At 39.7% G+C, this 12,713-nt stretch carries 10 protein-coding genes and 1 tRNA gene; 8 read left to right on the forward strand and 3 right to left on the reverse strand.

Going from position 1 to position 12,713, the window contains the following annotated elements; translation table 11 throughout:
- Positions 1–90: 90 nt before the first annotated feature.
- Positions 91–1,164 (forward strand): sensor histidine kinase, encoded by a 1,074-nt coding sequence (locus AN392_RS04045; RefSeq protein WP_010389897.1) that lies wholly within the window; start codon positions 91–93, stop codon positions 1,162–1,164.
- Positions 1,161–1,985: a LytTR family DNA-binding domain-containing protein gene (locus AN392_RS04050; protein WP_010389898.1), complete on the forward strand. Its 825-nt coding sequence runs from the start codon at positions 1,161–1,163 to the stop codon at positions 1,983–1,985. The genes AN392_RS04045 and AN392_RS04050 overlap by 4 nt, the downstream gene beginning before the upstream one ends.
- 58 nt (positions 1,986–2,043) lie before the next feature.
- Here the strand turns inward: AN392_RS04050 and pyk are convergent, their stop codons facing one another.
- The gene (gene pyk / locus AN392_RS04055) at positions 2,044–3,480 is read right to left on the reverse strand and encodes a pyruvate kinase (protein WP_054200861.1); all 1,437 of its coding nucleotides are present in this window, start codon (positions 3,478–3,480) and stop codon (positions 2,044–2,046) included.
- 374 nt (positions 3,481–3,854) lie between these two features.
- On the opposite strand from pyk, the gene gndA reads away from it, so the two are divergent.
- Positions 3,855–5,228, forward strand: a complete 1,374-nt coding sequence (gene gndA / locus AN392_RS04060) for an NADP-dependent phosphogluconate dehydrogenase (RefSeq protein ID WP_055011908.1) — start codon at positions 3,855–3,857, stop codon at positions 5,226–5,228.
- 66 nt (positions 5,229–5,294) lie between these two features.
- Here the strand turns inward: gndA and ansA are convergent, their stop codons facing one another.
- Together ansA and sppA are read right to left on the reverse strand one after the other, a co-directional pair.
- Positions 5,295–6,305, reverse strand: a complete 1,011-nt coding sequence (gene ansA / locus AN392_RS04065) for an asparaginase (protein ID WP_054200863.1) — start codon at positions 6,303–6,305, stop codon at positions 5,295–5,297.
- A gap of 70 nt (positions 6,306–6,375) precedes the next feature.
- Positions 6,376–8,241 (reverse strand): signal peptide peptidase SppA, encoded by a 1,866-nt coding sequence (sppA, locus tag AN392_RS04070; protein WP_055011909.1) that lies wholly within the window; start codon positions 8,239–8,241, stop codon positions 6,376–6,378.
- A 297-nt stretch (positions 8,242–8,538) separates the two neighbouring features.
- Between sppA and AN392_RS04075 the strand changes: the two genes are divergently transcribed.
- From AN392_RS04075 to AN392_RS04095, 5 genes are all read left to right on the forward strand, one after another.
- Positions 8,539–10,500: an FAD-dependent oxidoreductase gene (locus AN392_RS04075; protein ID WP_055011910.1), complete on the forward strand. Its 1,962-nt coding sequence runs from the start codon at positions 8,539–8,541 to the stop codon at positions 10,498–10,500.
- A gap of 89 nt (positions 10,501–10,589) precedes the next feature.
- Positions 10,590–11,279 carry a DoxX family protein gene (locus AN392_RS04080; protein WP_055011911.1) on the forward strand — a complete coding sequence of 230 codons (690 nt, stop codon included), beginning with the start codon at positions 10,590–10,592 and terminating at the stop codon, positions 11,277–11,279.
- Positions 11,280–11,389: 110 nt separating this feature from the next.
- Positions 11,390–11,938 carry an NAD(P)H nitroreductase gene (locus AN392_RS04085; protein ID WP_054200867.1) on the forward strand — a complete coding sequence of 183 codons (549 nt, stop codon included), beginning with the start codon at positions 11,390–11,392 and terminating at the stop codon, positions 11,936–11,938.
- 203 nt (positions 11,939–12,141) lie between these two features.
- The gene (locus AN392_RS04090) at positions 12,142–12,519 is read left to right on the forward strand and encodes a hypothetical protein (RefSeq protein WP_041709037.1); all 378 of its coding nucleotides are present in this window, start codon (positions 12,142–12,144) and stop codon (positions 12,517–12,519) included.
- Between the two features lie 106 nt (positions 12,520–12,625).
- Positions 12,626–12,713 (forward strand) — tRNA-Ser (locus AN392_RS04095).

Below are 12,713 nucleotides of genomic sequence, written 5' to 3' on the forward strand. Positions count from 1 at the left end.
TAGGGCTATTAAAAAGTAAGACAGTTGGTAGTGCTATACACGTTGATAAATCGATATAATAATAACAAATTTATAAGGTAATAATTAATTTTGAATTGGCAGTCTTTAATTGATAACAGACAACGCTTTTTCTGGCTTTTGCAAATCGCTGGCTGGATAGGGTATGCGTTAGTTAATTACATTGGATCTAAAGTATTCGAAATGCGTGATATTTACGTATTCGTTATTTTACTTAATGCCTATGCGGGCTGTTTAATGACTGTCCCTTTGCGTTATATATATCGCAAAATTTGGAATGCCTCGCCTTGGGTCTTAATCATTGTTGTATTTGGTGCTTCGTATGTAACTGGTACGCTCTGGGCGGTGGTACAAAAGTTTAACTTGTGGGAAATTTATCGACACGGCTATCGCCCTGAAGAATGGTTCTATTATTTACAACAAGGGCTAGACTCTGTTTATATTATTTTGTGTTGGAGTGGCTTGTACTTTGGGGTTAAGTATTACCAGTTATTGCAAAGTGAACGCCAAAAAGCGTTAAAAGCAACTACAATGGCGCACGAAGCGCAGTTAAAAATGCTCAGATATCAGTTAAACCCTCACTTTTTATTTAACACCCTCAATGCTATTTCCACTTTAATTTTGGTAAAAGAAAACAAAGATGCTAATTTAATGGTATCTAAGCTGAGTGACTTTTTGCGTTATACACTCAATACTGATCCAATTAAAAAAGTGCCACTAGAGCAAGAGTTACATGCATTAATGCTGTATTTAGAGATTGAACGTGTGCGCTTTGATGAACGGTTACAGGTTAATGTTGATGTGAGTGAGCAAGCTCAACAAGCATTGGTACCTAGCTTAATATTACAACCGATCATTGAAAATGCCATTAAGTACGCCATTGCTCACATGGCAGAAGGTGGCGTTATTGATATAAAAGCACAAGTATTTGCTAATGAATTATTGCTTGAAGTGGGCGATAATGGCCCTGGCACTGAAATTGTAAATGGCCAGTTAGTTAATGCACAAGGCGTGGGTGTAGCAAACACCCAAGACAGATTAAAAACGCTCTACGAAAATAATTACTCGTTTGTATTATCACATAATACGCCAAGTGGATTGAAAGTTAATCTGCGAGTTCCGTTTGAGAAGGCTGTGAAGAAATGACAAGAATAAAAACGCTGATTGTTGATGATGAACCATTAGCACGTAAAGGCTTAGCCGTTAGGCTTGAAGAGTTTTCTGATATTGAAGTGATCAAACTATGTAGCTCAGGATTTGATGCGATCGAAAGTTGCAAAAACGAAAAAATTGACCTCGTATTTTTAGATATTCAAATGCCAGGCATGAATGGCTTTGAGGTAGCGCGTGCATTGAGTGAAAGTAGTAAAGACTTGCCTGCCATTGTATTTGTGACTGCGTTTGACCACTTTGCTGTTAAAGCATTTGAAATTCATGCTTTAGATTACATTTTAAAACCCGTTGATGATAACAGATTAAAACAGGCGGTAGAAAAAGTGCATACCTATTTAAAAACTCAGCAGGATAACGCCCATAAGAAAAAATTAGCCAGTTTTGTAGCTGGGATAACGGGTAATAACTGCGAAGAAATTTTAAAGAAATTAGCCACAGGTGATACCTTAACTGATCGGCGCTACCCTGAGTCACTAGCAGTAAAAGAGCAGGGCGAAATTGTTAGAGTGCCCGTTGCCACGATACAGTGGGTAGATGCCGCAGGTGATTATATGTGTTTGCATTGCCAAGACGGGCAAACGCATATATTACGTAAAACCATGAAAGAGCTTGAACAAGAATTAGACCCAAATCTATTTGTTCGTGTGCATCGAAGCGCGATTGTTAACACCAAACAAATTAGCAAGCTGGTAACTCAGGTTAGTGGTGAATATTTATTAGTGTTAGATAACGGACAAGAGCTTAAAGTAAGTAGAAGTTACCGTGATAAAGTAAAAGCAGCATTAGCTAGCTAACTTTAATAAATAGCATAAAAAAACGCGAGCAATTAGCTCGCGTTTTTTATTGTGACTTTTACGACACTGTCACTATCTTCATTGTATTGGTTGCACCAATTGTTTCCATTGCATCACCATGAGTGATAATCACGGTGTCGCCTACTTGCAGTGAACCTGCAGCCACTAACGTGTTTAATGCATCTTTAACCATATTATCTTTTTCACATTTGGTAGAGTCAAAAAACACCGGGTAAACACCACGATATAGTGCTGTTTGCCCTAATGTGCTCGGATGACGTGAAAGTGAGTAAATGGGTAAACCAGAGCTAATACGCGACATAAGTTTTGCTGTACTACCTGATTCTGTTAGGGTGATAATCGCTTTCACAGAGTCTAAGTGATTAGCTGCATACATTGCAGAGAGTGCAATTGACTCTGCATTAGAAGAGAAGCGGCTATCTAAACGATGCTTAGAAACATGGGTTTCTTTTTGCGACTCAGCACCTAAACAAACACGTGCCATTGTGGCAACCGTTTCTTCTGGGTAATCACCAGCAGCTGTTTCCGCTGAAAGCATGACCGCATCGGTGCCATCAAGTACTGCGTTGGCAACATCCATAACCTCTGCACGAGTTGGCATTGGGTTATCGATCATCGATTCCATCATTTGCGTGGCTGTTACAACAGTACGATTAAGTGAGCGTGCGCGACGAATAATGAGTTTTTGTTTGCCCATTAAAGCTGCGTCACCAATCTCAACACCTAAATCACCACGAGCAACCATCACAGCGTCAGACGCTAAAATAATATCATCTACTGCTTCTTGCGTTTCTACTGCTTCAGCACGTTCAATTTTAGCCAAAAGCTGAGCATTAGAGCCTGCAGCTTCTGCAAGTGAACGTACATAACGCATATCATCGCCACTACGCGGGAATGAAACGGCAATATAATCAACATTAATTTCAGCCGCAGTGATTAAGTCTTCTTTGTCTTTGTCGGTAAACGCGGGTGCAGTTAAACCACCACCCAAACGATTAATCCCTTTATTGTTCGAGAGCACCCCACCCACAGTAACCACAGTGTGCACTAAATGACCTTCAACATGTTCTACAGTAAGCTGAATTAAGCCATCGTTTAAAAGGAGTAAATCACCAGGAGCTACATCTTGTGGTAGCTCTTTATAATCGATACCAACGGCGTTAATATCGCCTTCACCTTTTTCCATTTTTGCATCAAGGATGAATTTTGCACCGACCGCTAAAGTTACTTTACCTTCTTTAAAGGTTGAAACACGGATTTTAGGACCTTGTAGGTCAGCAAGAATTGCAACGTGCTTACCCAGTTTAGCGGCTATATCTCTAACAGCTTGTGCACGGTCTTTGTGATCTTGTGCAACACCGTGTGAGAAGTTTAATCGAACGACATTAGCGCCTGCGCGAATAATTTTTTCTAAGTTATTATCTCTGTCTGTTGCAGGTCCAAGTGTCGCGACTATTTTTGTACGTCTTAACATTAAATTCTCCTGTGCGCTTATTTTAAGCAAGTTGACGGTTATTTTTTTTAGTGACTACTTAATAAATCTTCAAAGAAGATTTCAGGTTAAATAGTAATTTTTAGTTTTATGCAATTTTTATAACATTGCGACTATTATATACAAAATGAATATGTCATCATTATGACACCGGTGTCACAGGGCGTCAATGATCTAAAAATTTAAATAGCAGCGCTATTTCTTCCCCTGTGAGGGCGGTTGTTTGATATAATTGCAGTGTTTATTTTAACTGTAATAAATGCATGTAGCTTTGCTCATGGTTAAGGCCTGAGTATAATGCACGCGGTATTATTTTAATTTACTAACCAAATAGTTGTTACCGAGGAGGGCACTAAATGCAAGTTGCATTAGTAGGGTTAGGCGTTATGGGGAAAAATCTTGCCCTGAACTTGATTGAAAAAGGGATAACGCTGGTCGCTTATGACAAAAACCCAAATGCGGGTGAAGAGTTATTAAGCTGTGCTAAGTCACAAGGCATGGCTGACAAACTTCACATTGTCTCTGATCTAGGGGATATGGTTAGGCGTTTAGAAACACCGCGTTCTATTTTATTACTTGTACCTGCGGGTGAGTTGGTTGATGCGGTTTGCAATGAGCTGATTGAAGCGGGTGTTCAATGTAGTGATATTATTGTTGACTGCGGTAACAGTAATTACAAAGACGGAATTAATCGCAAGCTAAAATACCAAGACAAGTTTGAGTTTGCCACCATGGGTATTTCAGGTGGTGCTGAGGGTGCACGTCATGGTCCGGCTATGATGGCAAGTGGTTCTGAAGGTGGCTGGGAGCGTGTCGAGCCATGGTTTACAAAAGTTGCTGCAAGCTACAAAGGCGAGTCGTGTTTTGCTCGCGTTGGTCAATCAGCCAGCGGTCATTTTGTAAAAATGGTTCACAATGGAATTGAATACGCACTGATGCAACTTATTGCTGAAGTGTATCAGTTACTTCGTCATGGAACTAAGCGCTCGCCAAAAGAAATTGCTGAGATATTTAATGAATGGTCACAAGGCCAGTTAAATAGCTATTTATTGTCAATTTCTAGCCATATTTTGTCACTTGAAAATTCGCAAAATGTGCCCCTTGTTGACTTAATTGATAACAAAGTAGGCGCAAAAGGTACTGGTTTATGGACAGCTCAAAATGCACTTGAATTGGGTATTGCGGTACCGTCATTAGTAGCCGCTGTTCAAGCTCGCCATTTAACTAATGCATGCAATACCACTGCTGCACAAGAGATGACGTATAGCGCGCAAGATACCACTCAAGTTGATGTTGATTTAGATGAATTGAAAGATGCATTTACTCTTGCAAGTTTACTAGCGTATCGTCAAGGACTTGCACTAATTAAAGGTGCTTCACGTACCCATCAGTGGAAAGTTGATTTAGCTAAAACACTACAAACCTGGCGTGCAGGGTGTATTATTCGTGCAGATTACTTAGATAGTGTTGCGCAAGGTGTTGAGTTTATTGATACTCTTGAAAAAGAGTCACTCGCAATGCGTAAAGTAACGGGCCAAGCGGTCATGACGGGTCTGGCATTCCCTGTGCTAAGTGCAACACAAACCTACTTAGCAACGTTAACAACACCAAGTAATGGGCATTTAGTACAAGCCCAGCGTGATTACTTTGGTGAGCATGGCATTAAGACCCACAGTGGGGAAACGTGTCATTTAACTGACTTAGTTGATATTGACGCAAAAGTTCGTTAATAAAATCTAAGTAAATAAAAAGGACGCTAAATAGCGTCCTTTTTTGTTATTCGTTTAGCTGAACACCTAACGAGTTAACTCACCCCGCAAATTATCTTGCATTAAATGGCGAATCGTTTCGACCTCTAAGTTTTGACTAAAAAGATAATGCAGTTTAGTTAAACAGGCTTCTAAGGTCATATCAAAACCACTGATCACGCCTATATTGAGTAGCGCATTTCCTGTGGCATACCCGCCCATATTCACTTGCCCTTTTAGGCATTGAGTGAGGTTTGTGATAATAACGCCGCGCTTACTCGCTTCATCAAGTATATCCAAAAACTCAGGGTCTTGCGGTGCATTACCCACACCAAAGCTCAGCAGTACCAATGCTTTAATGTTGCCATTAACTAAGCTTTTAACCACTTCTTTGCTGATCCCAGGGTATAAATACAATACACCAATGGCTTGAGGAGTGATCTGCGCAACTTGTAATTCATTTTCTACATACGGACTTAACTGACCTTTGATCAGTTGAATATTAATGCCAGACAGCGCTAATGGCTCTAGGTTAGGGGAGGCGAATGCATCAAACCCATCGGCATGCGCTTTGGTTGCTCGGTTGCCTCTAAATAATTGATTATTAAAAAACAAACTGACTTCCGCTATCGGGTAGTTAGCTGCTAAATACATGGCATTAAGTAGGTTAACTTGACCATCAGAACGCAATTGAGAGAGCGGAATTTGTGAGCCGGTAACGATAATAGGCTTTGTTAAGTTTTCAAACATAAACGATAAAGCCGATGCCGTATAGGCCATGGTATCTGTACCATGCAGCACTACAAAGCCGTCGTAATCTTGGTACTTACTTTTTATGTCATCAGCAATAAGTTGCCAGTGAGCAGGAGACATATCTGAAGAGTCAATCAGTGGGCAGTATTCATGAATATCGAATAATGGCATTTCTTCACGATTAAATTCTGCGTTATTAACCACAGTTTCGGTTAAAAAACCTTCGGCAGGAATATAGCCGCGGATTGATTTTTTCATTCCTATAGTACCGCCAGTATAAGCGATGTAAATGCGTTTACGTTTCATAAAAAAAGCCCAGTAAAAAAACTGGGCTTAGTATAACGCTAAGTGCTAATCAATACAGCCTGTTAGGGCATTATTGTGCAACTGTACATTCTAAACAGCGCGCGTAAACACCTTGTGGATCGTTATAATCTTTCAGGTTTTCTACTTCGCTGCTTAATTGCTTAATCACGCTTTGCAGATTAGCTTGACTAGCTAATACCGCTGATTTTTGTGTTTCAAGTCCAAGCACTGATTTAACCGCGGCGCTACCAAAAATATCTTGGAGCATTTGTTCTTGCGGGCTAAGTGATTGTTTAATTGTTTTAACTTCATAGAAGTTAAGTTTAGCAAGTTCGGCAGCCGCTTTGATAGCGTCTTGCTTGTTACCCAGCTTGTCAACTAAACCAAGCTCTTGAGCTTGCGATGCAATCCAAACGCGGCCTTGGGCAATTTTATCAACTTGCTCAGGGGTCATATTACGCGCATCGGCAACCACATTTAAAAAACGTTCATAAGCTTCTTCAACACTCATTTGAATCACTTGTGCCATTTTTTCATTTAGTGGACGAGTGATTGAAAAACCGGCCATTTCTGTAGTCGCTACACCATCAGAGTAAACACCGATTTTAGCTAAGGTATCTTCAAAGGTCATAAAGGTACCAAATACACCGATTGAGCCGGTAATCGTACTAGGTGCTGCCCAAATTTCATTTGCCGCTGATGCAATCCAATAACCACCTGATGCAGCTACTGAGCTCATTGAAGCAATGACTGGTTTGCCTGCGACCTTAAGTGCCAATACTTCAGCACGAATAACTTCAGAGGCAAACATGCTGCCACCGCCAGAATCAATACGTAACACGACTGCTTTTACTTTATCGTCAAGGCGTGCCTTGCGTAATAGTGCAGCTGTTGAATCACCGCCAATCTCACCGGCACGACGCTCACCGTCTACGATGGTACCTTTAGCTACAACAACAGCGACTTTTTCTGTCATTGGGTTATCAAACTCAATTGGCGGCTTAACTAAGCTTAAGTATTCACCAAAAGACACTTGTTTAAATGTTTTACCATCTTCCTCAGCGCCAACTAGATCAATTAATTGTTGACGAATTTGTTGATTAGTTTTGAGAGAATCAACCCATTTATTATCCAGCGCGTATTTACCCGCATCACCATTGGCAGCCTGCATTTTGGCTAAATAAGTATCCATTGTTTCATCAAAATTTGATTCGTCAAATGGACGCACCGCACTTACATCTTGCTTATATTCGTTCCATAAAGCACCTAACCATACGCGGTTTGCTTCTTTAGCTGCTTCTGACATATCGTTTCTGATAAACGGTTCAACGGCAGATTTGAAGGTACCTACACGAAATATATGCTGAGTGACTTCTAATTTTTCTAATGCATCTTTGAAGTAAAGCGGGTACATACCGTAGCCTTCAATAAGCACACTACCATAAGGGTGCATCGCAATTTCGTCTGCATGCGCGGCAATGTAATATTGCGCTTGGGTATAGTAATAGCCTGAGGCAATTACTTTTTTTCCAGTTGCTTTAAATGTATCAAGTGCTTTTGTAATTTGCTTAAGCTTATTTAAGTGCGCTTTTGGCATTTCTTGTAAATCAAGCAAAATTGCGCTGATACGAGAGTCTTGTGACGCCTCATTGATTACTTCAATGACATCATCAAGCAGTATTTCAGTAGGCGTATCAGCGCTTGCTGTTGCATCATTAATGGCCGCTTCTATAGGGTCTACGTAGGTTTTTTCTTCCACAATAGGACCGTTTAGGTTGAGCCTGAGGACAGAACCCTCTTCGACAATGATTTTATCGCCGTCACTTGATACTGAGACAATGAAAATGATAACCAAAAATAAAAATAATAAATTTAGTACTAAACGACGCGAGAAGTTAATCCCTGTCCATATACCTTTAAATACCTTCGCTATCAAAATAGCTCCTTAAATTCGTACAGCTAAAACGTTATTGCCATAGTAGCTTAGAATATAAATTAATTTAACTGCTAAATCGTAACGAAACATTTATAAATTCAATTACACTTATGATTATACGAATGTTTATGTCACTTTTAGCCGTATTTTACAATTAACAGTTATACATAAAACAAGATTATTTAGGGTGTTTTAAATTAAAAAGTTTAAGTTTAAGCTGCTCGTATATTGCTTATTCTGCGTCATTAAAGCAGAATTGAACAAACACACAGGTTAGACCAGTTATTGGGGCACAGGATGTTAGAACAAAAACTAGAACTAAAACACACACAACTACGCAACCGTTTAGTAATGGGATCAATGCATACCGGCCTTGAAGAAGGTTGGCACAATCGCAAACGCCTTCGTGCCTTTTATGAAGCACGTGCCAAAGGTGGCACTGCGATGCTTATTACCGGAGGCTACAGCCCTAACTTACGCGGTAAGTTAACGCCTATTTCTTCATCATTTAATAGTTATTACGATGTATTTAAGCATCGTGCATATACGCAAGCTGTTCATCAACATGGTGGTAAAATATGTTTGCAATTATTACATGCTGGGCGTTATGCGTATCACCCTTTTAATCAGGCACCAAGTGCTATAAAAGCTCCGATTAATCCATATAAACCAAAGGAAATGTCTTTAAGTTCAATTAAGAAAACGATTAAAGATTTTGCTCACTCGGCTTATTTGGCTGAAAAGGCTGGTTACGATGGCGTGGAAGTAATGGGCTCAGAAGGTTATTTGATTAATGAGTTTATGGCACCGCATACTAATAAACGAAACGACGAATTTGGCGGCAGCCTTGAAAACAGAATGCGTTTAGCCGTTGAAATTGTAAAAGCAGTAAGAGCAAAAGTATCGGATAAATTTTTAATTATTTTTAGACTCTCCGTTATAGATTTAATTCCTAATGGTTCAACCCCTGATGAAGTAACTCAACAAGCGGTTGCACTTGAAAAAGCGGGTGTTGATATTTTTAATACCGGAATTGGTTGGCATGAAGCGCGCGTACCTACAATTGCGAGTATGGTGCCACCGGGTGCATTTAAAGAAGCGTCAAAGCGTTTAAAAGATGTTATTAGCGTGCCTGTTATTGCGGTAAACCGCATTAATACCCCAGAGATTGCTAATGATATTTTAAATGCTGGCGAAGCTGATTTAATTTCTATGGCGCGTCCATTATTAGCTGATCCTGAATTTTTTAATAAATACGCGGCTAAGCAATCTGAGCATATTAATATTTGTATTGGTTGTAATCAGGGTTGTTTAGATCATGTATTTAAAGGTAAGCGCGCTACCTGTTTAGTAAATCCACAAGCAGGTTTTGAGCTTGATTACCCGTTAGAAAAAGCAGAGAAAGCTAAAAATGTATTAGTGGTTGGCGCAGGGCCTGCAGGTTTATCGTCTAGCTGTTACTTAGCGCAAAAAGGGCACAATGTAACCCTGATTGACCAAAAGCAACATATGGGTGGGCAATTCAATTTAGCGATGCAAATACCTGGTAAAGAAGACTTCAATCATACATTAGCTTATTTTAGTAATGAACTTAAGCGTCTAAATGTAACCATTGAATTAGGTAAAGCATTTAGTGACAGTATGCTAGCTGAGTTTGATGATGTGGTATTTGCAACTGGTGTAAGACCACGTGAAGCTACGATTAAATGCAGCGATGATAAGCGTGTATTTGCTTACGATGAAGTTATACGCGGTGAAGTAGAGCTGGGTAATTCTATTGCTATATTAGGCGCAGGCGGTATTGGTTTTGATATGGTGGCATTTTTAAGTGAACACAAATCACAAAGCATCAGCGACTTTAAAACCCAATGGGGCATAGAATGTGAACCTCAGCCGCATAAAGATGAACGTCAACTCTATATGCTAAAACGCAGTGCAGGGCGCTTTGGTGGTGACTTAGGTAAAACTACTGGTTGGATCCATCGTCAAGTTGCCAAACAACATGGTGTTAAACAAATTGCAGATTGCCAATACCATAGTTTTGATAAAAACGGCCTAACCATTAGTGTTGCTGGTGAAACTCAAGTACTGCCAGTCGATACGGTTATTGCCTGTATTGGTCAAGTGTCTAACGACGAGTTATTTAAGGCACAAGCAGAGGACGCCAAAGTACATGTTATTGGTGGCGCTAAACTCGCTGCTGCTATTGATGCTAAACGCGCAATATTTGAAGCGTTACAAGTAGCAAGGCAAATTTAATCTTTAAGGGCGAAATAATTTAGCTCTGTGCGCGGTCATGTTTGTTTATAGTCTATAACTTAATAAACAATGAACATACAAGAGTGCGCATGATTAAATTAATTACGCTTTATGACAATATTATAGGTAAATTATCTTTATTGGATGGTTTGCCTGCTTTGCTTTTTCGCTTGATTCTAGCGCCTGTAATGATTATTGCAGGCTATAACAAACTCGCAATAAGTGGCGATACTAATGGTTTTTTTAACCAGTTTTTAGCCTCTGATGATGTCGTTCAGTGGTTTGGCAATAGTGACTGGGGATTAGGATTACCGTTTCCTGATTTGCTGGCTTTTTTAGCCGGTTGGAGTGAGTTTTTAGGAGGTTGGTTTTTACTTATTGGTTTATTTACGCGCTTAGTGAGTATTCCACTTATGTTTACAATGGTGGTAGCAGCAACAATAGTACACTGGCATAACGGCTGGTTTGCTATAGCGCCAACAAATCCACAAACAAGTGCCGCCCAAGTACTTGATTGGCTATCAGTTCCTGGTGCCAAAGAAAGCCTTGAAAATTCAAAAGAAGTACAAGTCCGCATAGGTAAAATTCGCAGCTTAGTTGAAGAATATGGCTTTGCAGATTACCTATACGAAAAAGGTAAACCATCAATACTAAATAACGGCATCGAATTTTCTGCTATTTATTTTGCCATGTTACTTAGCTTATTCTTTACCGGAGGTGGGCGTTTTGTAAGCCTAGATTATTGGTTTAAACGCGGTGCCTACATCAATAGTTACTAGGATATAAACACTCGCTTCATTAATTTTATCTGCTTAGTAGTTTTAAGCCTGCAGTGTTTATTTTTTACTTATAAATGTTACTCTTACGTTTTGAATTTTGAGAGCACACTATGGATGCTATTGAGCTTTTACTCACTCGCCAATCTGATGCAAAATTGACAGCGCCAGGGCCTAATGAAGAGCAGTTAAACATTATTCAGCAGGCTGGGTTGAGAGTGCCCGATCATGGCTGTATTGCACCGTGGCAATATATTATTGTTCAAGGTGATGCGCGTCATAAGTTAGGTGAAATTTATTATCAAAGCGCTATAGCAGAGCAGCAGGCTGAAAAAGTAATTAATCGCGCTAAGGAGTTACCGCTTAGAGCACCCATGATTATTATTGCGATTGCAAAATATCAACCACACCCAAAAGTTCCTAGAATTGAACAAGTACAAAGCGCAGGTTGTGGCGTATTGGCAATGCAACAAGCCGCATTCGCTCAGGGGTTAGGCGGTATTTGGCGTACGGGTTACTTTGCACAAAGCCCCAGTGTTAAACAGGCGCTTAACTTAAATGATGATGATGAAATAGTCGGTTATTTATATTTAGGGACGCCGGCAATTGAATGCAAAAAGTCACCAAGGCACAAACCAGAAAATTATTTTAGTTTTTTGTAGAAATAGTATGAACTTTTTATATTCAATATAGTCATAATTCATTAAGTTAATCGTGTTATACTACTGCGGTTAATATTGTAGCTGCGAGAAGCGCACGGAAGCACTAAACGTAATAAATCTTCTTCAGTTTGTTTTTTAATCGGTTGTTTTTTGGTAATGTATGGAAAGTCTTACCAATAATAACGATAAAGAAGACGAAAATGATGGGAAATTTATTTTTACGTGAAAAAGAAAACTGGTTTGCTTGGTCAATCTGGGGTGTAGTTGGCGCGCTTGCGACATTTTATGTTGCAATGAGCACTCAAGCTGAGCATTTTATTGCTGCTTCAGCAATAGGGGTGCTGGTATTGCTAACTTGGTGGATGCAACAATCGAAACGGTTTGATTTTGGCAGAGCTTTTAAAATATGTTGTTATGTTTTACTGTTCACTGTACTGCCTTCATTTGTATTGGTTGTGATCCCGAGCGATGACCTTAATCGCTTCGATTTAATATTTCAAAGTATTGCATTTTTAACAGCCAGCTTATTGGTCTGTTTAGTGTGCTCTTGGATTGCTCGTAGGCCTAAGCAATATTACTAATAATGGCTAATTGATAACTAAAGCGGTTTATATTTAACTATTTAGCCGGTTTTATTAAAATAGGGCTTTACAAGCTAAGCATATGATCTTATTATGCGCGCCGTACGGAGAGATGGCAGAGTGGTCGAATGCACCGGTCTTGAAAACCGGCAGGGGTTTATAGCCCCTCTAGGGTTCAAATCCCTATCTCTCCA

Origin of the sequence: Pseudoalteromonas sp. P1-16-1b (assembly GCF_001401785.1) — a bacterium.
Lineage (GTDB): Bacteria > Pseudomonadota > Gammaproteobacteria > Enterobacterales > Alteromonadaceae > Pseudoalteromonas > Pseudoalteromonas undina.

Coding starts and splice junctions, on each gene's coding strand:
- AN392_RS04050 (WP_010389898.1), top strand. CDS start 1,161: ATGACAAGAATAAAAACGCTGATTGTTGATGATGAACCATTAGCACGT.
- pyk (WP_054200861.1), bottom strand. CDS start 3,480: ATGTTAAGACGTACAAAAATAGTCGCGACACTTGGACCTGCAACAGAC.
- gndA (WP_055011908.1), top strand. CDS start 3,855: ATGCAAGTTGCATTAGTAGGGTTAGGCGTTATGGGGAAAAATCTTGCC.
- ansA (WP_054200863.1), bottom strand. CDS start 6,305: ATGAAACGTAAACGCATTTACATCGCTTATACTGGCGGTACTATAGGA.
- AN392_RS04075 (WP_055011910.1), top strand. CDS start 8,539: ATGTTAGAACAAAAACTAGAACTAAAACACACACAACTACGCAACCGT.
- AN392_RS04080 (WP_055011911.1), top strand. CDS start 10,590: ATGATTAAATTAATTACGCTTTATGACAATATTATAGGTAAATTATCT.
- AN392_RS04085 (WP_054200867.1), top strand. CDS start 11,390: ATGGATGCTATTGAGCTTTTACTCACTCGCCAATCTGATGCAAAATTG.
- AN392_RS04090 (WP_041709037.1), top strand. CDS start 12,142: ATGGGAAATTTATTTTTACGTGAAAAAGAAAACTGGTTTGCTTGGTCA.